Genomic DNA, 24,407 nt, shown 5'->3' on the forward strand with positions numbered 1-24,407 from the left:
TCCAGGAGATGCTGCGGTTGATCATCGGCGTAGCGGCCGGGTATGTGCTCGGCACGAAGGCCGGGCGGGCGCGCTATGAGCAGATCAGTGCGGCGACACGGGCGGTGACGGGTAGCCCCGTGACGAAGAAGCTGGTGTCGGTGGGCAGACAGAAGCTGTCGGACAAGCTGAGCACTCAGCCGAAGCTGGAGCCGATGGAGCCGCTCGACGAGCGGACCACGGTGATGGTGCCGCACAACCAGCTGCGCCGGGGGCGTTAGACGCCGGTGACGTTGGGGTCGTTGCCCATCGCTCGCTGACCGAGGTCCTTGCGGTATGCCTCGAGGGCCACCAGGTCGCCGAACAGCTCCATGTAACCGTCGGGCTGATCGGACGCCGACATGCGCTGCAGGCGCGACTTCAGCTCGGCGATCTGGCGGCCCACCCAGATCTCCTGCACGCGGGCGAGCACCCCGGAGATGAGCCGCGGCACGTCCTCCTGCGTGCGGACGGGCAGCTGTTCGTTGGCCAGCTCCGAGACGAGGGCCCGGATGAGCAGGTCCTCGCTCTGATCGGCCACTGCGGCGACCCACTCAGCGCCGGTGAGACCCGATGCGGTGCCGCCGGCTTTCGCGATCATCAACCGGACCATCACGTAGGCGGGGTGGATGAACGCGTCGGCCTCGACGTCGTCGAAGGCCGGGCCCGCGATCCCCGGGTATTGCAGAGCGGCGCACAGGCTTTGGCGCTGGGCGAGCAACGTCGGTTCGCGGGGGTCGGGGCGGGCCGAGTCGCCGTTGCCGCGGGCGGGCGCGACGGGCCGTGGCGCGACGGCGCCGCGGCGGCCACCCTTGTCGTCGGCGGGCGCCGCGCCGCCGCGGAAGTGCTTGCGGGCTTCGTCACCGACCTGGCGCACCAGGGACTGGATGTCGTCCACGCCGAGCCAGCCGGCCAGCTTCGTCGCATAACCCTTGCGGGTCGCGTTGTCCTTGATCTGGGCGACCACCGGAACCGCGCGCCGACGCGCCTCGACCTGTCCTTCGACCGTGTCGAGGTTGTATTCGGCGAGCACGCCGCGAATCACGAACTCGTAGAGCGGGGTTCGGCGGGCGACGAGGTCGCGCACGGCGGAGTCGCCGGAGCGCTGACGCAGCTCGCACGGATCCTGCCCGTCGGGCGCCACCGCGATGTAGGTCTGCCCGGCCAGCCGCTGGTCGCCGCTGAAGGCCTTCAGCGCGGCCGCCTGGCCCGCCGCGTCGCCGTCGAAGGTGTAGATGATCTCGCCGCGCCAGAAGTTGTCGTCCATGAGCAGCCTGCGCAGCACCTGCAGGTGTTCTTCGCCGAAGGCCGTTCCGCAGGAGGCGACGGCGGTCTTCACCCCGGCCAGGTGCATCGCCATCACGTCGGTGTATCCCTCGACGACGACGGCCTGATGCCCCTTGGCGATCTCACGCTTGGCGTGGTCGAGGCCGAACAGGACCTGAGACTTCTTGTACAGCAACGTTTCCGGCGTATTCACGTACTTGCCGGGCATGGTGTCGTCGTCGAAGATCTTGCGGGCGCCGAACCCGATCACCTCACCACCGAGGTTGCGGATAGGCCACAGCAGCCTGCGATGGAAACGGTCGATCGGGCCGCGTTTGCCCTGCTTGGACAGTCCGGCCGCTTCCAGTTCCTTGAACTCGAAACCCAGGCGCTGCAGGTGTTTGGTGAGGGTGTCCCAGCCCGCGGGCGCGTAACCGCAGCCGAACTGCTGCCAGACGGCCTGATCGAAGTTTCGGTCGGTCAGGTACTTGCGGGCGGCCTCGGCCTCGGGTTCGTACAGCCGCGCGGCGTAGAACTCCTGCGCGGCGGCGTTGGCGGCGACCAGCCGGGAGCGGGTGCCCCGGTCGCGCTGCACCGAGGTGCCGCCGCCCTCGTAGTTGATCTGGTAGCCGATGCGGTCGGCCATCTGCTCGACGGCCTCGACGAAACCGATGTGCTCGATCTGCTGCAGGAACTTGTAGACGTCACCGCCCTCGCCACAGCCGAAGCAGTGGAACAGGCCGTGATTGGGCCGCACATGGAACGACGGGGACTTCTCGTCGTGGAACGGGCACAGGCCTTTGATCGAGTCGGCACCGGCGCGTTTGAGCGCCACGTACTCTCCGACAACGTCTTCGATCCGGACACGTTCACGGATCGCCGCGATATCGCGATCTGGGATTCGTCCGGCCACGCGGCAAGTCTAGTGGGTCCAGGTCAGCGGCAGTCCAGCGCGGTCGCGACCCGCTCGAAGCGGCTTTCGGTGTAGGAGGCGATCTGGTCGATCACCACACGCACCCGGGCGGTGTCGTCGGTGGCGGCGTTCCACCAGGGCAGCATCTGGTCGTCGAGGTGGGCCGGAGCGGTGGTGAGCAGGCGGTCCGCGACGGCCTGGACGCGTTCGCGCTGGGTCTGCTGCCTGGCCAGGTGCCCACGATCGGAACGTACGTACCGCAGCGCGACCGTCTTGAGCACGGCCACCTCGGCCGCGACCACCGGCGGCACGATCAGATCGGCCTCGTAGCGCATCAGCGGGCCCGGCCCGGCGTGCTCCTGGGTGGCGACGATGGCGGCGGTGGCGAAGCGCCCGACCAGTTCACTGGTGAGCCGTTTCAGGGCGACCGACGCGGCGAAGGTGCCGTCGTAGCCCGCCGCCTCGGCGACCACGTCGAGTTCGGACAGCCGTTGCGCGGCGGCGGCCAGGGCGTCGATCGACTGGTCGGGGTGTTCGCCGTGGCCCTGTTCGGCCAGGGCCGCCTGTTCGGCGGGGTCGGCGAGGGCGCGCAGATCGATGCGGCCGACGATCACGCCGTCTTCCACATCGTGCACGGAGTACGCCACGTCGTCGGACCAGTCCATGATCTGGCATTCCAGGCTCTGCTTGCGCTCGGGAGCGTCCTTACGCACCCACGCCAAGCGCTCCAGGTCGTCGACGTAGGCGCCGAACTTGGTGCCGGAACCGCTTCTGCCCCACGGGTATTTGAGGGTGGCGTCGAGGGCGGCGCGGGTGAGGTTGAGTCCGGCGCTCTCGCCGTCGGCGTCGAGGACCTTGGGCTCGAGGCGGGTGAGGATGCGCAGGTTCTGGGCGTTGCCTTCGAAACCGCCGTAGGCGTCGGCGAATTCGTCGAGGGCGCGTTCGCCGTTGTGGCCGTAGGGCGGGTGGCCGATGTCGTGGGCGAGGCCGGCCAGGTCGGCGAGGTCGGGGTCGGCGCCGATGCCGTCGGCGATGCTGCGTCCGATCTGGGCGACCTCTAGCGAATGGGTGAGCCGGGTGCGCGGGGTGTCGCCTTCGCGCGGGCCCATGACCTGGGTTTTGTCGGCCAGGCGACGCAGCGCGGCCGAGTGCAGCACACGCGCCCTGTCCCGGGAGAATTCGCTGCGGTGGCCCTTGCCCGCCGCACCCGGCCAGGCGGTTTTGCCCGGTTCGGTGACCATGCGTTCGCGGTCGTGCGGGGTGTAGGTATCGGTCATCTCACTGTCCCGCCTCGTAAGGGAAATCTGCCGAGAAATGAGTGAGCTGGTACCACAGCAGCGCACCGGTCTCGCGGGCGATGCCGTGGAATTGCGACTCCCTCGTGTAGACGGCCGGCCCGGTGCGGGTTGGTGCGGTCCAGGCGTGCAGACCGGCGTCTCGCGCCATCGTCCTGGTTCGCAGTGAATGCCACGGGTCGCTCACGAGTACGGCCGATGACAAGCCGTTCTCGTGCATGGCGGCGGCGACGGCTTCGATGCTGCGCAGCGTGTCGGAACCCGTTTCGACGGCGAGGATGTCGGCGCTCGGCACACCCTTGTCCTCGAGATATTGCTTGCCCGAGGCGGCTTCGGTGTAGAGGTCGCCCTCCTGCTTGCCACCGACGGTGATCACCAGGGGCGCCACACCCGTCTCGTAGAGCCGCCACGCCTGGTACAGCCTGGCCTCGAAGACCGACGACGGCGTCCCCGAGTACTGGGCGGCGCCGAGCACCACGATCGCGTCGGCCGGGGTGTGGTCGTCGATCCGCGCGACCTGCCACACGCGGAAGGCCGTCCCGCCGACCAGCACCAAGCCCATCACGATCGCGCCGGCGACCAGCCTGGTGATCCAGATCGAGACCGTCGAGAGCAGGCCGCGCCGGTGCCGGGCATCCGGAGCGGGCACGGTCGTGCGCGAAGAACCCGATTTCACCTTGCTCAGTCTGCCAGGTGGCACCGACCGGCCGTCGGCTCAGCGGTCACTACTGAATTCCGGTCCGGTGAACGACGCGCCGTGCCCGGTCGGCCTCGGACTACCAGCCGCGGGCCCGCCACTCGGGCAGCTGGGGTCGCTCCGTGCCGAGGGTGGTGTCGTCGCCGTGACCGGGGTAGACGACGGTGTCGTCCGGGTAGCGGTCGAACAGTTTGGTGGTCACATCGGTGAGCAGGGAGTCGAAATCCTCGGCGTTGTGCGTTTTGCCCACGCCGCCGGGGAACAGGGAGTCACCGGTGAACAGGTGAGTGCGGCCCGCGCCGTCGGTCAGGGCCAGCGCGATCGAGCCCGGTGTGTGGCCGCGCAGGTGGATGACGGTGAGGGTGAGTTCGCCCAGGTCGATGGTCTCGCCGTCGGCGAGGAGGCGGTCGGGGGTGACCGGCAGCGGTTCGGCGTCGAGGTGGTGGGCGGCCGACGGGACGGCGAGAGCGCCTGCCACATCCGCCAGCGCCCACCAGTGGTCGGGGTGCTGGTGGGTGGTGACGATGAGTTCGACCTGCCCCTCGGCGTCCTGGTTCACCAGTTCGAGGATGCGGCTCGCCTCGTTGGCGGCGTCGATCAGCAGGGTTGATCCGGTGGCGGCGCATCGCACCAGGTAGGTGTTGTTGTTCATGGCGCCGACGGCCATTTTCACGATGCGGGCGCCGGGTACTTCGCGCTGGTGGGCGTCGCCGCCGGGGGCGACCTGACCGGTGTAGCGAGCATCGACAGTGACCATGCCCCGATGGTAATGAGGCACGCGCCGCCCTGTCGTACCCGTCTCACTCGGCCCGGGCCGTTAGATTCGACGCATGCCGCTGCCGAGGAAGAGTCCGCATATCCGATCGGTGAGGTACGTCGAACGAGCCCGCACGTCCGATCGATCAGCGGCGGGGCAACTCTGGGGCGCGGACACGGGGAAGCGCTTCGTCGCGAATCTGCTCGGCGCATTGCTGCTTCTGCTGTGTGCCCCGGCGGCCGGTGCGGAGCCACCGACACGGATGGGTCCGCAACTGGTCGACTCTGCCGAGGTGCTCGGCCCGGCAGACGAACAACAGGTGCTCGGCGCCATCGATACCCTCTACCGCGATCACCAGGTGAAACTCTGGCTCGTCTACGTCCACGACTTCGGGTCCATGTCCGCCCGCGACTGGGCCGCGCGCACGGCCGAGCTCTCCGACTTCGGCGACCGCGACCTGCTGCTCGCGGTGGCCGTCGACGATCGCGGCTACTGGTTCGACGGCACCCCACCCGCGAGCATCACCGACGCCGAGGTGGAGTCGCTGCTGGCCGACACAGTGGAACCCGATCTGCGCGAACAGAAATGGGCACAGGCGGGGATCGACACCGCCGAGGGGCTCGGGGCGGCGGCGCGCGGTGGTGGCGCATCGTGGGGTGTGCTGGTGTTGATAGCACTGGCCGTGGTGGTGGCGGCCGGTCTGCTCGCTCTGGTCATGCGCAGGCGTCGCCAGACCAAGGACCGGGCGGAACTCGCGACAGCACGCGGCATGGACCCCACCGATTCGGCTGCGCTGTCGCGTCTTTCGCTGCCGACGCTGCACGCGTTGTCGAAGGAGCGCCTGGTCGAGATCGACGACGCGGTGCGGACGAGCGAGGAGGAATTGGCGCTGGCGACCGGCGAATTCGGCGAGACGGCGGTGACCCCGTTCCGGAACGCCCTCGACGCGGCCCGTGCGGCGACCGCGAAGGCGTTCGCCCTCCGTCAGCAACTCGACGACGCCGTTCCCGAAACGCCCGATCAGCAGCGCGTCCTGCTGCTGGACCTGCTGTCGACCACCGGCACGGCCGACCGTGAACTCGACGCCCAGGTGGCCGACTTCGACGCTATGCGCGATCTGCTCATCGACGCGCCCGCCCGCCTCGACGCTCTCACCCGCACCGTCGTCGAGCTCACCGCGCGCCTGCCCGCCGCCGACACCGAACTGACCCGGCTCGACGCGACCTATCCCCCGACGATGCTGACCTCCGTGCGCGACAACGTGCGCATGGCGCGGGAGCGAATCGCCTTCGCCCAGACCAATATCGACGCCGCCCGCGATGTACTCACGAAACCGGCCGGGCAGCAGGGCGGTGCGGTGGCGGCGATCCGCGCGGCCGAGGCCGCTCTCGGCCAGGCTCGCACGCTGCTCGACACCGTCGAGCACGCCGCGGCCGACATCCAGCAGGCCCGCGACGGATTGCCCGCCGCTCTGGACGAACTGCGCGCCGATCTCGCCGCCGCGTCCACCCTGACCGAATTCGGTGGCACCCAGCTCAGCGGCGCGATGGCCACCGCCACCACCACCCTGAACACGGTGGACGACGCCGATCCGCTCGGCGCCTTCCACGAGGTGGTCACTGCCGACGCCGACCTCGACCGAGCCATCGCCGCCGCCTCGGACCGCAAGCTCGCCGTCGAGGACCTGCGCCGCCGGCTCGACCGCACACTGCTCGACGCGACCAGCCGTATCGATGCCGCCTCGTCGTTCATCACCACGCGGCGCGGCGGTGTCGACGCCGAGGCGCGCACCCGGCTGGCGGAGGCACAACGTCATCTCGGACAGGCGCGGCAGCAGGCAGGTTCCGATCCCGAACTGGCGTTGCGGAGCGCACAGGCCGCCGCCGAATTGGGTGGGCGGGCCCTGCAACAGGCGGAGGCGAGCGTACGGGCCTGGGAGACAAGACAACCCATGTCCGGAAGTGGGCAGACCGGTGCGGTGCTCGGCGGGATCCTGCTCGACGGTCTGCTGCGCGGGGCGATCAGCGGCTCGCGTGGGGGCGGGTACGGCTCACGCGGGGGCGGGTACCGGCCCGGATCGTTCGGCGGATCCTCGGGGTCGCGCCGGGTCAGCCGAGGCGGCAGATTCTGATCGTTGACTCTCACACTGTGTGAGGCCGTACACCGGAGGGCGTCATGTTCAGTATCGGAGATTTCGCCAGACACGGTCAGGTGTCGGTGCGCATGCTGCGCCACTACGACGCTGTCGGGTTGTTGCGACCCGCCCGGGTCGATCCGGCCACCGGCTACCGGTTCTATTCGGCCGCGCAGCTGGCCAGGCTCAACCGGATCGTCGCGCTCAAGGGGCTCGGGTTCAGTCTCGAGCAGGTGGGCCGGATGCTCGAGCCGGGGCCCCAACCCCGGGAGCTCCGCGGCATGCTCACGTTGCGCCGGGCGGAACTGGAACAGCGGTTGGCGGCCGACCGCGCGCGGCTGACCGAGGTCGAGGCGAGACTCCGCATCATCGAGAAGGAGGGCGTCATGCCCGAGCAGGATGTTGTGATCAAGTCCGTGCCCGCGGTGCGGGTGGCCAGATCGAGCGGGGTGGCGGCGGGTTTCGAACCCGCCCACGTCAGCCCGGTGATCCAGCCGTTGTTCGAGGGGCTCAGCGATCGGCTCGCGCAGGCGGGCATCGCGATCGCCGGTCCGGCCATCGCGTACTACGAGCCCGCCGACGACGGCACTGTCCGGGTGCACGCCTGTGTGCCGGTGAATGCCGAACCCGACGCGGTGCGGGATATTTCGATCGTCGACCTGCCTGCCCACGATCGGGTGGCTACAACGGTCTACCACGGGAATGTCAGCGGGATCGGTGCCGCGTGGCAGGAACTGGGTCGCTGGGTGGAGGACAACGGGTACCGCACGGCCGCTGCGGTGCGTGAGGTGACGCTCGAATGGACACCGGATCCGAATGGATGGGTCACCGAGTTGCAGGAACCACTGGCCGCGAGGTAGTCGAATCGGCCCGCCGCTGCGGGTGGACCCTCCATGCGGCGGGCGCGCGGCACGACTTCCGGTCGGCCGCGTGGTCGAGTCGACCAGCCGCCTTGGCTCCGGTGCCGCGTGGGCGGTCGCCCGTCCCCGATGCGCCGGGTGACTTCAGGCGGACGCTGCGATTTCGCGTGAGCAGGCCCAGGTGAGTTCTGCGACAACGGCTGTCAGCAATTCGGCTGCGCGTGCACCGCCGCCGAGGCGGCCGATCGTCAGCCTGCCGAGGTAGGTGTAGACGAGGAAGGTGACCGCCGCGGCCGCACCGGTGGACGGGCGGGGGTGGGCGGAGAGGTAGACGATCTCGTAGTCGTCGAGGATGAGGCCGGCCGGTGCGCGGAACAGCGGCACCGTTCCGGTGTTGGTGACGGCGATGTGGCCCGCGGTCGAGTGGATCCGGTCGGGGCCGTAGTAGTCCGGGAAATGCAGCACCGACTGTTCGACGACGCCGTCGGCCAGGTCGTTGTGCAGGCTGGTGCCGATGCGGCGGGCCAGGTCGACGACATCGTCGGTGTCGTCGGTCGCGAACGCCGCGAGCCCGGACACGTTCGTCCCCGCTTCCGCCGCCACCGGCGGGTCGAGACGCCTGCGCAGATCAACCGGGTAGACGCAGCCGACCCGCTCCCCACCGTGCAACCCGCGGTATGCCCGCAGCACGGCGGCGGTGACCAACCCGTTGACGCTCACCGCATGCGCGCGAGCCAGCTCGAGCACGCGCGCGGTCTCGGCCGGATCCAGCTGCACGCGAGCAGGTCTGGCGAGGGCGGCGGGCTCGGCGCGCTGCGACCCACCGGTCTCGGCCACGACCAGCGGCCGCGTCACCGCTTCCAGCCCCGACCTCGGACCGCGCCCGACCCCCCGCTGCGCCAGCATCATCTCCAGCGACACCGGCAGCGCCCGCGCACCCGCGGTGATCTTCCCGGTCTCCACATGATCGGTGTAGTACCCCCACAGCCGCGCGAACAGCTCGACGCAATGCCCGGCGTCGGCGACTCCGTGGTGCACGAACAACGTGACCCTGGCCCGATCCTCCTCGGCGAGAACGACATCCAGGTACCCGAGCTGATCGGCGGGGTCCATGGTCTCGGCGGGCACCCGCACCTCGTCGGGATCACCGAAACTCACCCACGCACCGACGGCCTCGAAATCTCCCGGCCGCAACAGGATTCCGTGTCCGTCGGAGTCCTCGACGATCCGGCACACCAGGATCGGGAACGCCCGCTGCAATGCCGCGAACGCCGCCCCGAGCGCGGCGGCGTCGAGTTCCCCGTGCACCGTCACCGAGCGCCCGGTGAACGTGCCGTGCCGAACGAATCGTTGTTCCGACGGGTCGAGCACCCGCACCACGTCTTCCGGTTCCCACAGCACACCGAAATCGTGAACTACCCACCCAGCCGACGCAAACCGTCAGCTACACAGTGTGATCAACGCGGCTCGACCATGATCACGTGTCCAGACATGCGAAAGCCCGCGACGAGCGCGGGCTTTCGACGGGTCAGGCGCCGATGAGGCGCGCGGCGAGGTAGGACTCGACCTGGTCGAGGGCGATGCGTTCCTGGGCCATCGAGTCGCGCTCGCGCACCGTCACGGCCTGGTCGTCGAGGGTGTCGAAGTCGACCGTGATGCAGAACGGGGTACCGATCTCGTCCTGACGGCGGTAGCGGCGGCCGATGGCACCCGCGTCGTCGAAGTCGATGTTCCAGTTGCGGCGCAGCTGGGCGGCGAGGTCCTTGGCCTTCGGGGTGAGGTCGGCGTTGCGTGAGAGCGGCAGCACCGCGGCCTTGACCGGCGCCAGGCGACGATCCAGACGCAGCACCGTGCGTACGTCGACACCGCCCTTGGCGTTGGGCGCCTCGTCCTCGGCGTAGGCGTCGACCAGGAACGCCATCAGCGAACGAGTCAGACCGGCCGCAGGCTCGATGACGTACGGGATGTAGCGCTCACCGGAGGCCTGATCGAAGAAGCTCAGGTCGGTGCCGGAGTGCTCCGAGTGCGTCTTGAGGTCGTAATCGGTGCGGTTGGCGATGCCCTCGAGCTCGCCCCACTCGCTGCCCTGGAAGCGGAAGCGGTACTCGATGTCGGTGGTACCGGCCGAGTAGTGCGACAGCTTTTCCTTCGGGTGCTCGAACAGGCGCAGGTTGTCCGGGTCGATGCCGAGGTCGGTGTACCAGGCCAGGCGGGTGTCGATCCAGTACTTGTGCCACTCGGCGTCTTCACCGGGCTTGACGAAGAACTCCATCTCCATCTGCTCGAACTCGCGGGTGCGGAAGATGAAGTTGCCGGGGGTGATCTCGTTGCGGAAGCTCTTGCCGATCTGGGCGATGCCGAACGGCGGCTTCTTGCGCGCGGTGGTCTCGACGTTCTTGTAGTTGACGAAGATGCCCTGCGCGGTCTCGGGGCGCAGATAGTGCAGGCCCTCTTCGTCGTCGACCGGGCCGAGGAAGGTCTTGAGCAGGCCGGAGAAGTTCTTCGGCTCGGTCCACTTGCCGGGCTGGCCGGTCTCGGGGTCGTTGATGTCGGCCAGGCCGTTGGCAGGCGGGCGGCCGTGCTTCTCCTCGTAGGCTTCCAGGAGGTGGTCGGCGCGGTAGCGCTTGTGGGTGTGCAGCGACTCGACCAGCGGGTCGGAGAACGTGGCGACGTGGCCCGAGGCCTCCCAGACCTGGCGGGGCAGGATCACCGAGGAGTCCAGGCCGACAACGTCTTCGCGGCTGGTGACCATGGTCCGCCACCACTGCCGCTTGATGTTCTCCTTCAGCTCCACGCCCAGCGGACCGTAGTCCCACGCCGACTTGGTGCCTCCGTAGATCTCACCGCACGGGTAGACCAGACCCCGGCGCTTGGCGAGGTTGGCAACGGTGTCCACCTTCGACTTGGGTGCCACGCGAGATTTCTCCATCCACTGCGAGTCGGTTGTTCGGTAACCAGCCTGCACGGTTTTCCGAACGCATTTGGTCCAGCGTATCGGGCCGGGTCCAGGGAGATATCAGCAGCCGACCGATGCCACGCCGCGTCACATTCGACATGCGCACTTTTGCATGTCAAAATGGTATCGGTTTCCATTAAGGAGTTGGTTGATGACCACCGATGCCGCGCCTGCGCACCAGCACAGCCCGTATCAGTCCCTGCCGCCCGCGCCGGTGCCCGCGCGCACGGTGCTCGAGGACGCGGGTGAGCTACTGCGCGCCCTGGCCGCCCCGGTGCGGATCGCGATCGTGCTGCAATTGCGCGAGTCACCGCGCTGCGTGCACGAGCTGGTCGACGCGCTCGGGGTCACCCAGCCGCTGGTCAGCCAGCATCTGCGCATTCTCAAATCGGCGGGCGTCGTACACGGGGAACGCTCGGGTCGCGAGGTGCTCTACGAACTCGTCGACGACCATCTAGCGCACATCGTCGTCGATGCCGTCGCCCATGCCGAGGAAGGGTGAAACCGTTGACAGACAACCACTCCGGCAAGCAGGTCGGCGTTCGCAGCACCCGCCAGCGCAGTGCCATCTCGGCGCTGCTCGGCGATATCGACGAGTTCCGCTCGGCGCAGGAGTTGCACGACGAACTACGCAAACGCGGCGAGGGCATCGGCCTGACCACCGTGTATCGCACCCTGCAATCACTGGCCGACGCCGGCATGGTCGACGTATTGCGCACCGACTCCGGCGAGTCCGTGTACCGCCAGTGCTCGAGCGGTCACCATCACCACCTGGTGTGCAGGCAGTGCGGCAGCACCGTCGAGGTGGAGGGCCCGACCGTGGAGGCGTGGGCCGAGGCGATCGCGGGCGAGCACGGTTTCACCCAGGTGAGCCACACATTGGAGATCTTCGGCACCTGCCGCGACTGCGTGCGCGCCGCCGCCGAGAACAGCGAGTCGGCCTCCGTGTGACTCACGTCACACGATGGAACCCTTACTCCGCGTGCCCCGTCCAACCATCACAACGACGAGGCGCGGTAGCGGAGGAGGGGATTTCGTGAGTGGAGTCTTGGGGGTCGAACCCGGGCAGCTGACGGCGATGGCGACCACCTGGCGTGCGGAGGCCGGGGCCGTGGAGGCGCTGAGCTGGGCGGTGATGAACGAGGCGACCGGCGAGGGAAGTGACGTGCTCGCTGTGCTGCGGGGCGTCCCCGATCCGGCGAGCCAGGCGATGGCCTCGATCGCGACCAGGTATTCGGCGCTGGCCGATCTGCTCGATAAGTTCTCGGCCGACATCCAGGCCGCCGACGGCGCGGCCGCCGCCGAGATCACGAAGCTGGAGCCGCGCTGATGCGGCCGACGATCCCCCAGCTCGACACCTGGAATCTCGACGCCGTGCACCGGGCCGCCGAAGCTGCCCGCGCGAACGCCGACCTGCTGTCCACCTCGGTGGACGATTGTTCGCGCGCACTGTCGGCGGCGGGAAGCTGGCACGGCCGGACGAAAGACGCGGCCACGCAGCGCATCGATGAGGAAGTCGATCACGGGTACGAAGTGCGTGCGGTGCTGCTACGCATCGCCGACGACACCGCCGATGTGTGTCAAGGGCTGAAGCACGCGAAAACGTATGTGCTGGAACAGAAGAACCTCGCGATGTCGCAGGGGTTCACTGTTTCGGCCGACGGTGCCGTGAGTCATCCGGAGCCCGAGAAGGAAGGCGCCGCAGGGGTTTTCCAGCTGAACCTGCGCAGCGGACTGGACGAGATCGAACGGCTCGACACCCTGTTCGGTGGTCGATTGCGCGAGGCGGTGGGTGATCTGGCCGCCATTCGCGATGGTCAGCCCAGCATTGCGCTCGCCGATGGCTCGATGCACGACCCCGACGCGGTGGTGACACGGTTGGCGGCGCTGTCGCCCGATGAGCGGGCCGCCTTCCTGGCCGGATTGAGTCCGGAAGCCCAACGTCAGCTGGTGATCGCCGCGCCGGAGACTCTCGGCAACCTCAACGGGGTGCCGTTCGCGATGCGGGTCGAGGCGAACGAGATCAACATCCGCAACGCGCTCACCAGGGAGAAAGCCAAGCCGGTGCCGGATACGGCCCGGGTGGGACAGCTGGAAGCCATGCTGTCGCCGATCCCGGATCCGGAGGGCACCGTCTCGGCCGCGGCGCTGGGCATGGTGGACCGCAAGTTCGTCATGTTCAGCACGGAGGGCAACGGGCGGATGATCGAGATGCTCGGCAGCATCCGATCGGGGGTGCCCGGTGTCGGTGTCTACGTGCCGGGCACCAGCACCAATCTCAATGCGTCCGGTTCGAACCACGTCGCCGCCTGGAACCTGGCCGACCGGACCGGCGGACCGATCTTCCTCTACATGGAGGGCGACTTTCCGCAGAGTCTCACCAGCCTGTCCGATGGTGCGCCGAGCCCGTCGTTCGCCGCGGAGATGGCGCCGAAACTGGTCGAGTTCGGTCGGGAAGTGGATCGGGAGGTGAGCAGCCACGCGCCGGGCACGCCCGTGACGTACGTCGGGCACTCCTACGGCGGGTCGGTGGTTGGTTCCGCCGAGCAACTCGGGCTGCGGGCCGACCGGATCCTGCACGCTTCGTCGGCGGGAACCGGTGTGTTCGAAGGTGGGTGGAACAACCCGAATCCCGATGTGCAGCGCTATTCGATGACCGCGCCCGGTGACCTCATCGGCGTTGTCCAGTCCTACCCGGATGCCGGGCTCAGCGTCCCCGGCCTGCGCCTGCCCGGCAACCCGCACGCCTCCGACGTCCTCGGCGGCGACCCCGACGAGGTTCCCGGCGTGATCCGGCTCGACACCGGCTACTACGGCGACAACTCGTCGCGTGCGGGTGAGGTCGTGTTCGGCACCGACGGCCACGGCAAGTACTGGGACGATCCCGAATCGACCGCCTTCGGCAATATCGTCGGCGTCATCGCGGGGACGGACGCGACCGCCTACGTGGAGCGCGGCATAGAAACCCCCTGGGTGGATGTGGGTCTCGGCGACAACGGCAACGGCGGCAAGGAAGCGTTCGACGCCGGTCGCGCCGCAACCGCGCAGGCCGTCCTCGAAATCGAGAACCCGTACGCCGACCCGCGCGTGACCGACAATCCGCAACTCGGCGCCCGGATCGAGATCCCATGAGAATCATTGCCGTGCTGGCGGTTTCGCTGGTGCTCACGGGGTGCTCGCTGGTCGAGGAACACGGTCCGACCAATGAGGACATCATGCGGCGGTCGGGGCTGACCGTTGCCGAGAGCAAGCCGGTTGTGGCCGACAACTTCGAGCTGATCTGGCCGGAGGAGCTGTCCGTCGACCCGGCGACGGTCGACACGAGCACCGGCTGCCGCAGCAGGATGGACTCGATCAGCATGGACGGCCCACCCTGGCGGCCCCGATATCAGCGGGAGCAGGTCGACCCGTCGCAGGAGTTCATCGACCGGGCGATGGCCAAGCTCGAGGCGATGACCGCTCGCGGGTTCACCCTCGTGCCGAGTCAGAACCCCGATGCGGACCCGGTGAGCAGGTATTACCGGGACGCGCGCGGGTTCTCGGTGTCGTCGTCGCGCAGCCGGGTGGGGCCCGACAAGCAGGAGGTGCGCTTCACCATGGCGTCCACCTCACCGTGCGCGGCCGAGTGAGACTTCGGGGTGTCGCAGTGGGAGACAACAGTGGCTACGATCGCGGGAACGTCGTGCACGGTACCGGTTCTGCGGGAGGGATGACAGACATGGCAGTTCGACGGGGTACGGGCATGGTGGGGGTTGTGGCGGCAGTGGGGTTTGCCGTCGCCGGGTGCGGGAGTGAGCAGGGGGCGGCTACTCCGCAGCCGAGCCAGGTGAGTGTGGCGGCCAGTCCTACCTCGGTGGATGCCGAAGCGAAGGTGTGGGATCCGTGCTCGCTGCCGGATTCGGCGGTCGGTGGGGTGGGGTTGAACGTGGGGAGTAAGAAGAAGGATGTTGCGGGGGTGGACTTTTCGGGGTGGAAGGTGTGCAGTTGGAGCGATTCTGCCAAGCAGTACACGTTCTCCGTGATGTCGTCGGAGCACCCGATCGCAGATTCGCGGGCGAGAACCGACTTCACCGACTTCGTTCCGATGACCGTCGGCTCCCACAACGCTCTGCAGCTCCGGACCACCGGGTCCACGCATGACAGCGGTTGCAGCATCGTCGTGGAAGTTCCCGACGGCTCCGTGATGTTCCGGGTGCTCAACCGCGTGAGCGCGTCGGCGCCGCCGTCTCCGTGCCCGGAGGTGGGGCGGCTGGCCGACTCCTTGGTTCAGTACATTCCGGCGAACTGACCGGGAGCCACAATGCCGCTGAGCATCGACCCCAACGAATGGAATCAACTGCTGGTTCAGGCCGAGTCCGGTCAGCTGTCGCTGGACCCCGACATCGGCAAAGGCCTCGACCAGGCGTGCGACTACCACCTGGACCGGCTCGAGGAGATCTATGCCCAGGTCGACCAGGTACGCAACATCACCGGTTTCGGCTCGTTCAACTCCAGCCAGACCTTGGAGCGCAAGTTTTCGCTGACCGCGTCCGGCGGCGACCGCCCACTCGACGAAGTACTCAAGAAGCACATCGAAGTTGTCCAAACCGCGAAAGAGGTTGTCGCCAAGGCGATCGCGAATTTCGTCGCCCAGGACCAGGCGGCAAGCGACCAGATCTCCGCGACGGGAGAACACCTGTGACCTACGAGGATTACAAGAGCAGAGTGATCGCCGCGCAGGAACAGTGGAACATCGAACGGTCGAAGATCTACGCCAGCTATGCCGACGGCAACTACGCCACCATTTTCGACGGCGACCTGCAACCGCCGCACATCACCACCCCCGACAATTACGACAGCATGTCGCTCGAACAGATGCAGGCCGCGGTCGCCGCGATGAAACCCCGGCTGGTCGACGACGCCGTGACGGCCTGGGCGAATATCGGCATGAATCTGATGGGCACCTTCCTGAAGTTCAATCAGGAGTTCTCCCGCACCGTCACCGGCGCCAACGGGCGCGGCGGATGGACCGGTGCGGCGGCGTCGGCGGCGGTCGCGGCGGTGAACAACTACTCGGAACGGTCGATCCCGCTGTCGCAGGCGGCGACCGCGATCAGCTGGAAGCTCACCGAGATGCGCACCGGCATCGAGCAGACGCAGGCATTGATGCCGGGGCTCACCGAGCGCGAGAATGTCACCGGTAAGACGTTGCCGACCGAGGGGGTGATGAAGGTCGACGATCACAATCGCGAAGAAGCCACGCAGGAGGCGCGCAGGATTCTGCGCACCGTCTACAGCCAGGTGGCGGGACAGGCCGATGTCGGGGTGCCCTTCCTGCCGACCGCACCGGTCATCGCAGGCGACGGCGGCGGTCCCGGTGGTCCCGGCGCGGGCGGTGGTGGTTCGAATACCGGTGACGCTCCCGGAGACTCGGCCGGCAGCAGCCCTGAAGACACCGGCGCGGGCGACGACCCGACGACCACCGAGAACCCGAATTCCGACCCTGCGGCCACCACACCGCAATCCACCGACCCGAGCTCGACCACCTCGCAGAGTTCCACGGCGACACCGCAATCCAGCACGCCGTCCGCCTCGGCCCCCTCCGCCGGTTCCCCCACGGCGACCGGCCCCGGCGTGACCGCTCCCGGAGCGAGCGGGCCCGGCGGCGGGAGCAACGGTGCTCGAGGTGGAGGCGGCAGCGCGGGCCGTGGCGGTGGCTCGGCAGCCGGCGGTCCCGCAGCGCCGGGCAAATCGAGCCCCGGCAACCACTCCCCTGCCGCAGCTGCCGCCGCCGGTTCACGGGCAGGCGCGGCGGCCGGTGGTGGTCGCGGCGCACCCGGGATGGGCGCCATGGGCGCGCCCGGTGCCAGGGGCGCCGGCTCGGACGAGGACCGGACCAAAGGCATTCCCGATTACCTGATCACCCAGGACAACGGCGACCTGCTGATCGGAACCGACGGAATCAAAACCGTGCCCCCAGTGATCGGCGGAGACCACGACAGTGCACCGAGTTGAGTTCACCGGCATCGAATTCGAGATCCTCTGGTCCGGTTACGGCCGCGACCGCCTCCCCTACCCACTCCAGTACCGCACCGACATCGCCGATTTCGACGAACTGAAACGCCACCGAGAAGCAGCCGTGGAAAAGCTGCTCGCCAAATACGATCCGGCGATCGAACAGGCCATCGACGTGCTGCTCGTACCCGATGCCAGGGTCGAGTCCAAAGGTTATGTCGGCCAAGATGTCTCGAACGTCATCCGCTTCCACGGCGCTATTCGGGGCCGGGCCGGCGCCACTCTCGCCCAGGCACCGGGGACCGCCGAGGACACCGGCAGCGATGTCGTTCTCACCTGTTGCACCGCGGACCAGGTCGCCGCCCTGACCGTCGCGGCCCTCCCCCGTACCAAGCCCGGCACCAAACCGCCCGTCGAGGTGCGTCGCGAACGTCTCGCCGAGGAAGAGGAACACTTCGAATACCGGGCGGGACGCCTGAGTTCCCTGGAACAGCTCAACCGGATCTTCAGCCGCCCCCGCCACGCTGTCGGCGAAATCTCCGCCCTCGCGGGCCCCGCCCTCGACTCGCGCCCCACCCCCGCCCGCAGCTTCTGGTGGATGGACTACCCCGACGGCCGCTACTACGTCAAAACCGGCGACCCCATCATCGCCGAACCCCTCCCCACCTCACGAATGATCGCCGGCATCCACCGCATGCTCACCCGAGCCCAGCGCTACCACCAGGAATTCGGCCCCAACCCCTGAATTCTCTACCGCTGAGGCGGCATCCCCTGCGGCGGATATCCCGGCTGCTGCGGGTAACCCTGCTGCACAGCATTCGGATTCCCCGGGTACTGCTGATACCCGGGCTGCGGCTGATACATCCCCTGCTGCGGGTACGCCCCCTGCTGCGGAAACTGCTGCCCCATCGGCGGAACCTGCCCGGGGTAATACGGCGGCACCCCACCACGGACAGGCGGCCGCCGAGACCCGGACGACATCTTCACGATCGCGAGAATGATCCCCCCGAAAACCAGCACGAACGCAAACAAACTACCCAATGCTTCGAACATGCCCGCATCCTCTCACACCCGAGCGGGACACCCTCAGTGCCTGAAAGTCGTTCACCCAGACTTCCTTCGAGATACTCGGGTACGAACGGTTTCCGAACAGCGCCTACGGGTTCTTCGCGTAAGGAAGCTTGATACCGGCCTCCTTCATCATCACTTCGTAGGATGCCTGCATCGCCGAGAACTCGGTGAGCAGTTCGTTTGCCGCAGAACGGGCCTCCTCGATATCTCCCGTCTCCAGAAGTTCCCCGACCTCTCGAAGGTCTGAGACCAATACGCTCAAAGTGTCCCCTTGGATCAGCAACCCCGGAAACCGACGGCCGGCCGACCTGATCAACGAATAGTTGCCCTGGGTGCCGAGAAAGTCCGCCGAGCCGTCCATGAGGCCTCCATGAAGAGAGTCGCCTGTATGTCAGGCGAGCCGAAACGTGTACTGACTGGCGACCCGGCGTCGCCACCTCGCGCTCCGCGAGAAACGTACCCGGTTGCGGAGGGCCGGAGGTCGACTTGTCGTGCAGCGATTACACAGCCTATTCGCTTCATATTTTGCAGCGAATAGGCGTAGAATCGCTGCATGGCAGGCAGTACGTACATCTGGGAGGCGGCGGATTGGCCCCGCCTCACGTACGACGTTGCACTGCTGGCCAAGCCGACAGCGGTCGTCGCGCTCGCTCAAGGTCGCCTGCACGGTCGCCTCGCGGAGACCGACGACCTGACACAGGAACGTGCTGGGCTCGAGGCCCTCACCGCCGACGTGGTGAAGTCGAGCGCCATCGAGGGCGAGTTACTCGATGCGGTGTCGGTTCGGTCGTCCATCGCACGCAGACTCGGTGTGGACATCGGTGCCGCCGCTCAGTCGGACCGCAAGGTCGACGGTGTCGTCGACATGATCCTCGATGCCACTCGCTACTACGAACAACCCGTGACCGCCGAGCGACTGTTCGGCTGGCACGCGGGGCTCTTCCCCACCGGATATTCGGGCATTTCACGGATCCGCGTCGGCGACTGGCGCACCGACGAAACCGGCCCGATGGAGGTGATCTCCGGACCGTACGGCAAACAGCGCGTCCACTTCGAAGCGCCACCGGCAACCCGCATCGATACCGATATGCGCCGATTCCTGGAATGGCTCGATGCGGACACGGCCGAACCCGCGATCCTGAAAGCCGGACTCGCGCACCTGTGGTTCGTCACCATCCACCCGTTCGATGATGGAAACGGCCGAATCGCCCGTGCCATAGGCGACCTCGCCCTCGCCAGGTCCGAATCCAGCCCCCGCCGCTTCTACAGCCTCTCGGCCCAGATCCAACGCGACCGCGAGAACTACTACTCCGTCCTCGAAAAGACCCAGCGCGGAAGCCTCGACGTGACCGGCTGGCTCTCGTGGTTTCTCGACGCCCTCCATCAGTCGATCATCCAGGCGGACAAAACAATCGACGCCGCGCTCGCGAAGGCCACCTTCTGGCGCACATGGCACAGCACCCCCCTGAACGTCCGCCAGATCGCCATGCTCAACCGCATACTCGACGGTTTCGACGGGAAACTCACCTCTCGTAAATGGGCGATCATCACCAAAACTTCCCAAGCCTCCGCCCTCCGCGACATCAACGAACTGATCGACTACGGAATCCTGCATCGCTCCCCGTCGAGCGGCCGAAGCACCTCATACGAACTCTCATAGCCGGACCGGCGGCAGATTGCCAGGGCACTCCACACGCCTGCACAAAAGATGCTCCACGCGAAAGTGTTCGCGCGGAGCATCTTTGGTTCGGGGTCAGGCGGGAACGGGCTGGTGGGATTCGGTGAGGTGGGGCTGGCGGGTGCGGAGGGCGCCCAGACCGAGGAGGGCGATTCCGGCGATGGCCCAGGTGAGGAGGATGACGAGGGGGAAGGTGGCTCCCGCGCCGTCGAAGTAGGCGATCGAGCGCATCAGGGTGGCGGCGGCGCCGGGCGGGAGGAGCTGGCCGAGGGTGCCCCAGGGCTGCGGGAGGAGTTCGGGGGCGGAGGTGGCGGCGGAGAAGGGGTTGCCGATGAGGAGCATGAGGAGGGCGCCGAGGCCGATGCCTGCGCGGCCGATGGTGGCGGCGAGGCCGACGATGGTCGCGGCTACGGCGAAGGAGGCAAGGGCGGCGATGGCGGCGAAGGTCGGGTAGGAGCCGGGGACGATCGAGAGCCAGGTGTGGAAGATCAGGGCGCTGAGGAGGCCGCCGACGATGCCGAAGGTGGCAAGACCCGCCAGGCGGGCACCGAGGGTGGGGACCACCAGGGTCAGCAGGACGCCCGCGGCGATGCCGGACATGACCAGCGGGAGCACCATCGCGCCGAAGCCCGCGCCGCGCGGGTCGTCGGGATCCGAGGCGATCACGTCTTGGACCGGGACGGAAGTGGCGCCGCCGAACTGCTGGGCCAGCGCGGTGAGCTGCTGGGCGACGGCCGGTGACGCGGCGGAGGCGACGAGCACCTGGGGTGCGCCGCCACCGGTGACGATCGCGCCGTAGACCTCGCGGTCGGCGAGGGCGGTGCGGGCGGCGTCCGCGTCGGCGAGGGTGGTGACCTCGAAAGCGCCGGGGCTGCGCTGCTGCAGCTGCTGGCCGACCTGCGCGGCCTGCGGGCCTGCGACGGCGATCGGGAGGTCGCGGGGGGCGAGATTGACAGCGGGCCAGGCGAATGCAATCAGCATCAAAGCCTGCAGCAGGGTGGCCGCTAGCCCGAGACCGACCGCTCGGCGGGTGATCGTCATGGCATTTCTCCCTAAAAGCGAATGTTCGTTCTTTTTGTTGGTTCAACGATGACACCGCCCTCGCGCGCTTGTCAAGAACGAGTATTCGTTTTACTTTTAGGCATGCCCCGAGTCAGCGAAGAACACCTGGAACGCCGCAGGCAGCAGATCCTCGATGCCGCGCAACTGTGCTTCGCCCGCAAGGGCTTCCACGAGACGTCCATGCAGGACGTCTTCACCGAATCGGGGATGTCGGCGGGCGCTGTCTACCGGTATTTCGCGAGCAAGGACCAGATCATCTGGGCGCTCGTCGCCCGCACGCTCGGACCCCTGCGCGAGCTGCTCGCCAACAAGATCAGGGCAGAGAAACCGCCGACCCCGGCCGAGGTGGTCCGCATGCTCACCGGCGAGATCGTCGCGCGCAGCGGTCCGGACGGACCATTGCGGCTCGCACCGCAGGTGTGGGCGCTGGCGATGGTCCAGCCCGACGCCGCCGCGATCCCGGTGCGCGAGTCGATCGCGGGGATGCGGGATTTGTGGGTCGAGTACGCGACCAGGATGCGTGAGCTCGGCTGGGTCCCTGCCGACACCGATGTCGACGCCCTCGCCAAGACACTGATCGGCCTCCTACCGGGTTTCATCCTCCAGCATCTGCTGCTCGACGACGTGACGCCAGAGGACTTCGCGCGCGGCGTCGACGTGATGCTTCCCGGGCCGCGACCGTAGCTGTTGTCAGGAACCTCACTGTTGAGACCGGCGCGTTCGGGGTAGGTTCGGGGGCGGCACCGGAGGGGGTCCCGTGCGCCGGACATCGCCGATATCGATCCGACCAGGGAGTTTCCTGTGGCACTACACCGACGAACGCTTCGCACACGCGGCCTGACCGTCCTGGCCGCCGTCACCGTGGCAGCCGCTGCCGCCGCCGGGACGGCACAGGCGAGGACGATCGGCGCATTCGAGGTGGGCGGTGCGATCGAAACCGAATACGACCAGGTGGGCGGTGCCGCGCTCGGCGACCCCACCGGCCCGGAGGCCGACGCGGCGGCGGGCGGCAAGTACCAGACCTTCGCCAACAACGCGGCGATCTACTGGCACCCCGACACCAACGCCAACACCGTCGCGGGGCAGATCCGCGACAAGTACGCGGCCCTCGGCAACGAGTCGGGGACACTCGGCTACCCGGTGACCCGCGAACTGTCCACCCCGGCGGGCAACGGCCGGTTCAACCACTTCCAACGCGGCTCGATCTACTGGTCCGTCGGCACCGGCGCGCACCAGATCAGCGGCCCGATCAAGGACAAGTGGGCGGCCCTGGGCTGGGAGTCCAGCCCGCTCGGCTTCCCGCTCACCGATGTGGCCAAGGCGGGCAAGGCCGACGGCCAGTTCACCATGTTCCCCACCGGCGCCATCTACTGGTCCTCGACCACCGGCGCGCACGCGGTATGGGGCAGCATCCAGGCCGACTGGATCCGCGCGGGCGGCGAGAACGGCCGCTACGGCTACCCGACCAGCGACGAATACGACTACCAGGGCGGCAAGGCCCAGGACTTCCAGGGCGGCAAGATCACCTGGAAGCCGAGCAGCTAGCGACTACGGCGCGAGCAGACCCTGCCTGGCCTTGCTCGCGCCGGACAGCGTGAGCAGCAGCATGGTGGTGAGGGCCTGATCGTCGAGGCCCTCGGCCGGGAACGTGTAGCGCAGGATGATGTCGGCCAGCTTGCCGCGCGAGATCAGGGTGACCGAACCGAACTGGATCTCGGCATTGCGTTCGGCAACCCGCTTGTGCAGTTGCGGCTTGAGCGGTCGGTCCCAGGCCAGCACACACGTCATCGACAGGACCGTGAGGCCGGGCGCCAGGGTGACAGCGCGGATCGACGACAGCGCGCCGTCGTACTCGAAACCGAGCGAACCGTCGGCGTCCACGCGCACGTCGATGTCCTGCATCTGCAGGCAGGCGCCGGTGCGCGCCTGCAGGTCCAGTTCGGGGGTGACCGTGGCGTCCATGTCGGCTCCGTCGCTCATTTGGTTCCACCGAAACGGCGGTCGCGCTTGGCGTATTCCAGGCACGCGGCCCACAGGTTACGCCGGTCGAAGTCGGGGAAAAGCGTGTCCTGGTAAACGAATTCGGCGTATGCGGCCTGCCAGATGAGGAAGTTGGAGCTGCGGAACTCACCCGACGGGCGAAGGAACAGGTCCACATCGGGCATGTCCGGCTCGTCGAGGTAGCGGGCGACGGTCGACTCGTCGACCTTCTCGGGGTCGATCTCGCCCGCCGCCACCCGGCGCGCGATTTCGCGTGCGGCGTCGGCGATTTCGGCGCGACCGCCGTAGTTGACGCACATGGTCAGCGTCATCACGTCGTTGTCCTTGGTGAGTTCCTCGGCCACCTCGAGTTCCTTGATGACGCTGCGCCACAGGCGCGGTCGGCGCCCGGCCCAGCGGACCCGCACACCCATCTCGTGCATCTCGTCGCGGCGGCGGCGGATCACGTCGCGGTTGAAGCCCATGAGGAAGCGGACCTCGTCGGGGCTGCGGCGCCAGTTCTCGGTGGAGAAGGCGTAGGCAGACAGCCACTTCACGCCGATCTCGATGGAACCCTCGACCGCATCCATGAGCACGGCCTCGCCGCGTTCGTGGCCCGCGGTGCGCGGCAGACCACGCTCTTGAGCCCAGCGTCCGTTGCCGTCCATCACCAGCGCGACGTGGTTGGGCACCAGCTCCGGCGGAATGGCCGGCGGGCGGGCACCGGAGGGGTGCTGCGACGGCGGACGGACGGTGCGGGTCGAGCTGCTCCCAGCGGCGGGATCACGACGGAGGATCACGGCCTCCATCCTGCCTGATCCCCCGCTGCACTCCGCACGGGCTCCGACATCGCGGCCGGACCGCACGACAACACGGGCTCCCCCGTCGATGCCCGATCCCTCACCGAGCCCCGCACGCGCTCCGACTCTCAGCCCGCGCGACCGGCCGTCGCGGCGCCGGGTTCGACACGACTGCGCTCGATCAGCGGCAGGGTGCGCAGCTGGCGTTCGAGATGCCACTGCAGATGGGCGGCGACCAGACCGCTGGCCTGGCGGCGCACATTGTCGGGAACCTCCGCGATGTAGGCCCACTCCCCCTTCAGCAGTGCGACGAGCAGGTCGAGCACGCCTGCGGCGGGTGTGCTCGCGCCGGGTGGGCGGCAGTGCACGCACACCGCGCCACCGGCGGCGACGTGGAAGGCGCGGTGCGGGCCGGGGGTGGCGCAGCGGGCGCATTCGTCGAGCGCGGGTGCCCAACCGGCGAAACCCATGGCGCGCAACAGGTATGCGTCGAGGATCAGCTCGTGGGGCCGCTGTTTCGCGGCGATGGCACGCAAAGCGCTCGCGGTGAGCGCGTGCAGTTTCGGGGCGGGAGCGCGTTCCTCACCGGCGAGACGCTCGGCGGTCTCGAGGATCGCGCAGGCGGTGGTGTAGCGGCCGTAGTCGTCGATGATGTCGGCGGCGAACGCTTCGACGGTGGTGACCTGGGTGACGATGTCGAGGGTGCGGCCCGGGTGCAACTGCACGTCGATGTAGGCGAACGGCTCGAGCCGGGCACCGAACTTCGACTTGGTCCGCCGCACACCCTTGGCGACGGCGCGCACCAGCCCGTGTTGCCTGGTCAGCAGCGTGACGATGCGATCGGCCTCGCCCAGCTTGTGCTGACGGACCACCACCGCCTCGTCCCGATACAACCGCACGCGCCCAGTCTTCCACGTCGCCCCGAC

At 68.1% G+C, this 24,407-nt stretch carries 27 protein-coding genes; 15 read left to right on the forward strand and 12 right to left on the reverse strand.

All coding sequences use genetic code 11. The features are described 5' to 3' along the window. The first annotated feature begins 8 nt into the window (after window positions 1–8). Entirely contained in the window at window positions 9–260 is a 252-nt protein-coding gene (locus tag AB0F86_RS22795) for a hypothetical protein (protein WP_067486858.1), read from the forward strand. Here the strand turns inward: AB0F86_RS22795 and dnaG are convergent. The 4 genes from dnaG to AB0F86_RS22815 all read right to left on the reverse strand — a co-directional run bounded on the left by dnaG (window position 257) and on the right by AB0F86_RS22815 (window position 4,946). Then, entirely contained in the window at window positions 257–2,197 is a 1,941-nt protein-coding gene (dnaG, locus tag AB0F86_RS22800) for a DNA primase (protein WP_067642292.1), read from the reverse strand. The genes AB0F86_RS22795 and dnaG overlap by 4 nt on opposite strands. 23 nt (window positions 2,198–2,220) lie before the next feature. Continuing rightward, a complete protein-coding gene (locus AB0F86_RS22805; protein WP_356985105.1) occupies window positions 2,221–3,474 on the reverse strand; it encodes a deoxyguanosinetriphosphate triphosphohydrolase in 1,254 nt (417 codons plus the stop codon). A 1-nt stretch (window position 3,475) separates the two neighbouring features. Then, entirely contained in the window at window positions 3,476–4,054 is a 579-nt protein-coding gene (locus tag AB0F86_RS22810; RefSeq protein ID WP_181701335.1) for a YdcF family protein, read from the reverse strand. Between the two features lie 214 nt (window positions 4,055–4,268). Continuing rightward, window positions 4,269–4,946 (reverse strand): MBL fold metallo-hydrolase, encoded by a 678-nt coding sequence (locus AB0F86_RS22815; RefSeq protein ID WP_356985106.1) that lies wholly within the window; start codon window positions 4,944–4,946, stop codon window positions 4,269–4,271. Window positions 4,947–5,055: 109 nt separating this feature from the next. Here AB0F86_RS22815 and AB0F86_RS22820 point away from each other — a divergent pair, with 109 nt between their 5' ends. Both AB0F86_RS22820 and AB0F86_RS22825 read left to right on the forward strand, forming a co-directional pair. Continuing rightward, window positions 5,056–7,077, forward strand: coding sequence for a TPM domain-containing protein (locus AB0F86_RS22820; RefSeq protein WP_356985107.1), 2,022 nt, complete (start codon window positions 5,056–5,058; stop codon window positions 7,075–7,077). 44 nt (window positions 7,078–7,121) lie between these two features. Further along, a complete protein-coding gene (locus AB0F86_RS22825; protein WP_356985108.1) occupies window positions 7,122–7,940 on the forward strand; it encodes a MerR family transcriptional regulator in 819 nt (272 codons plus the stop codon). Window positions 7,941–8,084: 144 nt separating this feature from the next. On the opposite strand, the gene AB0F86_RS22830 is transcribed toward AB0F86_RS22825, so the two are convergent. Both AB0F86_RS22830 and AB0F86_RS22835 read right to left on the reverse strand, forming a co-directional pair. Further along, a complete protein-coding gene (locus tag AB0F86_RS22830; RefSeq protein ID WP_356985109.1) occupies window positions 8,085–9,341 on the reverse strand; it encodes an acyltransferase in 1,257 nt (418 codons plus the stop codon). A 127-nt stretch (window positions 9,342–9,468) separates the two neighbouring features. After that, a complete protein-coding gene (locus AB0F86_RS22835; protein WP_067642297.1) occupies window positions 9,469–10,854 on the reverse strand; it encodes a glycine--tRNA ligase in 1,386 nt (461 codons plus the stop codon). A 193-nt stretch (window positions 10,855–11,047) separates the two neighbouring features. Here AB0F86_RS22835 and AB0F86_RS22840 point away from each other — a divergent pair, with 193 nt between their 5' ends. The 9 genes from AB0F86_RS22840 to AB0F86_RS22880 all read left to right on the forward strand — a co-directional run bounded on the left by AB0F86_RS22840 (window position 11,048) and on the right by AB0F86_RS22880 (window position 17,635). Continuing rightward, window positions 11,048–11,398: a metalloregulator ArsR/SmtB family transcription factor gene (locus AB0F86_RS22840; protein WP_067486782.1), complete on the forward strand. Its 351-nt coding sequence runs from the start codon at window positions 11,048–11,050 to the stop codon at window positions 11,396–11,398. A 5-nt stretch (window positions 11,399–11,403) separates the two neighbouring features. After that, complete coding sequence (locus AB0F86_RS22845; protein WP_225281078.1) at window positions 11,404–11,847, forward strand: Fur family transcriptional regulator; 444 nt, start codon at window positions 11,404–11,406, stop codon at window positions 11,845–11,847. Between the two features lie 85 nt (window positions 11,848–11,932). Continuing rightward, window positions 11,933–12,226 (forward strand): hypothetical protein, encoded by a 294-nt coding sequence (locus AB0F86_RS22850; RefSeq protein ID WP_356985110.1) that lies wholly within the window; start codon window positions 11,933–11,935, stop codon window positions 12,224–12,226. Next, a complete protein-coding gene (locus AB0F86_RS22855; RefSeq protein ID WP_356985111.1) occupies window positions 12,226–14,028 on the forward strand; it encodes an alpha/beta hydrolase in 1,803 nt (600 codons plus the stop codon). The genes AB0F86_RS22850 and AB0F86_RS22855 overlap by 1 nt, the downstream gene beginning before the upstream one ends. Next, window positions 14,025–14,525: a hypothetical protein gene (locus AB0F86_RS22860; protein ID WP_356985112.1), complete on the forward strand. Its 501-nt coding sequence runs from the start codon at window positions 14,025–14,027 to the stop codon at window positions 14,523–14,525. Before AB0F86_RS22855 ends, AB0F86_RS22860 begins: the two co-directional genes overlap by 4 nt. A gap of 113 nt (window positions 14,526–14,638) precedes the next feature. Further along, the gene (locus tag AB0F86_RS22865; RefSeq protein WP_181701339.1) at window positions 14,639–15,184 is read left to right on the forward strand and encodes a DUF3558 domain-containing protein; all 546 of its coding nucleotides are present in this window, start codon (window positions 14,639–14,641) and stop codon (window positions 15,182–15,184) included. Window positions 15,185–15,196: 12 nt separating this feature from the next. Next, complete coding sequence (locus AB0F86_RS22870; protein WP_225281074.1) at window positions 15,197–15,577, forward strand: hypothetical protein; 381 nt, start codon at window positions 15,197–15,199, stop codon at window positions 15,575–15,577. Then, complete coding sequence (locus AB0F86_RS22875; RefSeq protein WP_356985113.1) at window positions 15,574–16,890, forward strand: hypothetical protein; 1,317 nt, start codon at window positions 15,574–15,576, stop codon at window positions 16,888–16,890. The genes AB0F86_RS22870 and AB0F86_RS22875 overlap by 4 nt, the downstream gene beginning before the upstream one ends. Further along, window positions 16,877–17,635 carry an ESX secretion-associated protein EspG gene (locus tag AB0F86_RS22880; RefSeq protein WP_356985114.1) on the forward strand — a complete coding sequence of 253 codons (759 nt, stop codon included), beginning with the start codon at window positions 16,877–16,879 and terminating at the stop codon, window positions 17,633–17,635. Before AB0F86_RS22875 ends, AB0F86_RS22880 begins: the two co-directional genes overlap by 14 nt. A gap of 5 nt (window positions 17,636–17,640) precedes the next feature. Here AB0F86_RS22880 and AB0F86_RS22885 read toward each other — a convergent pair whose 3' ends face one another. Beyond that, window positions 17,641–17,943, reverse strand: a complete 303-nt coding sequence (locus AB0F86_RS22885) for a hypothetical protein (protein ID WP_356985115.1) — start codon at window positions 17,941–17,943, stop codon at window positions 17,641–17,643. 103 nt (window positions 17,944–18,046) lie between these two features. Continuing rightward, complete coding sequence (locus AB0F86_RS22890) at window positions 18,047–18,322, reverse strand: hypothetical protein (protein WP_356985116.1); 276 nt, start codon at window positions 18,320–18,322, stop codon at window positions 18,047–18,049. 192 nt (window positions 18,323–18,514) lie between these two features. Between AB0F86_RS22890 and AB0F86_RS22895 the strand changes: the two genes are divergently transcribed. Next, the gene (locus tag AB0F86_RS22895) at window positions 18,515–19,621 is read left to right on the forward strand and encodes a Fic family protein (RefSeq protein WP_356985117.1); all 1,107 of its coding nucleotides are present in this window, start codon (window positions 18,515–18,517) and stop codon (window positions 19,619–19,621) included. Between the two features lie 93 nt (window positions 19,622–19,714). Here AB0F86_RS22895 and AB0F86_RS22900 read toward each other — a convergent pair whose 3' ends face one another. Beyond that, window positions 19,715–20,680 carry a hypothetical protein gene (locus tag AB0F86_RS22900; protein ID WP_356985118.1) on the reverse strand — a complete coding sequence of 322 codons (966 nt, stop codon included), beginning with the start codon at window positions 20,678–20,680 and terminating at the stop codon, window positions 19,715–19,717. Window positions 20,681–20,782: 102 nt separating this feature from the next. Between AB0F86_RS22900 and AB0F86_RS22905 the strand changes: the two genes are divergently transcribed. Together AB0F86_RS22905 and AB0F86_RS22910 are read left to right on the forward strand one after the other, a co-directional pair. After that, on the forward strand, window positions 20,783–21,385 hold the full coding sequence (locus AB0F86_RS22905) for a TetR/AcrR family transcriptional regulator (RefSeq protein WP_181698393.1): 603 nt from the start codon (window positions 20,783–20,785) through the stop codon (window positions 21,383–21,385). A 117-nt stretch (window positions 21,386–21,502) separates the two neighbouring features. Continuing rightward, window positions 21,503–22,246, forward strand: a complete 744-nt coding sequence (locus AB0F86_RS22910; protein ID WP_225281068.1) for a hypothetical protein — start codon at window positions 21,503–21,505, stop codon at window positions 22,244–22,246. Between the two features lie 3 nt (window positions 22,247–22,249). Here the strand turns inward: AB0F86_RS22910 and AB0F86_RS22915 are convergent, their stop codons facing one another. The 3 genes from AB0F86_RS22915 to recO form a co-directional block, all read right to left on the reverse strand. Further along, the gene (locus AB0F86_RS22915; RefSeq protein WP_243749936.1) at window positions 22,250–22,603 is read right to left on the reverse strand and encodes a hypothetical protein; all 354 of its coding nucleotides are present in this window, start codon (window positions 22,601–22,603) and stop codon (window positions 22,250–22,252) included. Window positions 22,604–22,677: 74 nt separating this feature from the next. Beyond that, complete coding sequence (locus AB0F86_RS22920) at window positions 22,678–23,490, reverse strand: isoprenyl transferase (protein WP_067486738.1); 813 nt, start codon at window positions 23,488–23,490, stop codon at window positions 22,678–22,680. 119 nt (window positions 23,491–23,609) lie between these two features. Next, window positions 23,610–24,380, reverse strand: coding sequence for a DNA repair protein RecO (recO, locus tag AB0F86_RS22925; RefSeq protein ID WP_067486735.1), 771 nt, complete (start codon window positions 24,378–24,380; stop codon window positions 23,610–23,612). Window positions 24,381–24,407 lie beyond the last annotated feature (27 nt).

Origin of the sequence: Nocardia sp. NPDC023733, assembly GCF_040639775.1 — a bacterium.
GTDB lineage: Bacteria > Actinomycetota > Actinomycetes > Mycobacteriales > Mycobacteriaceae > Nocardia > Nocardia rosealba.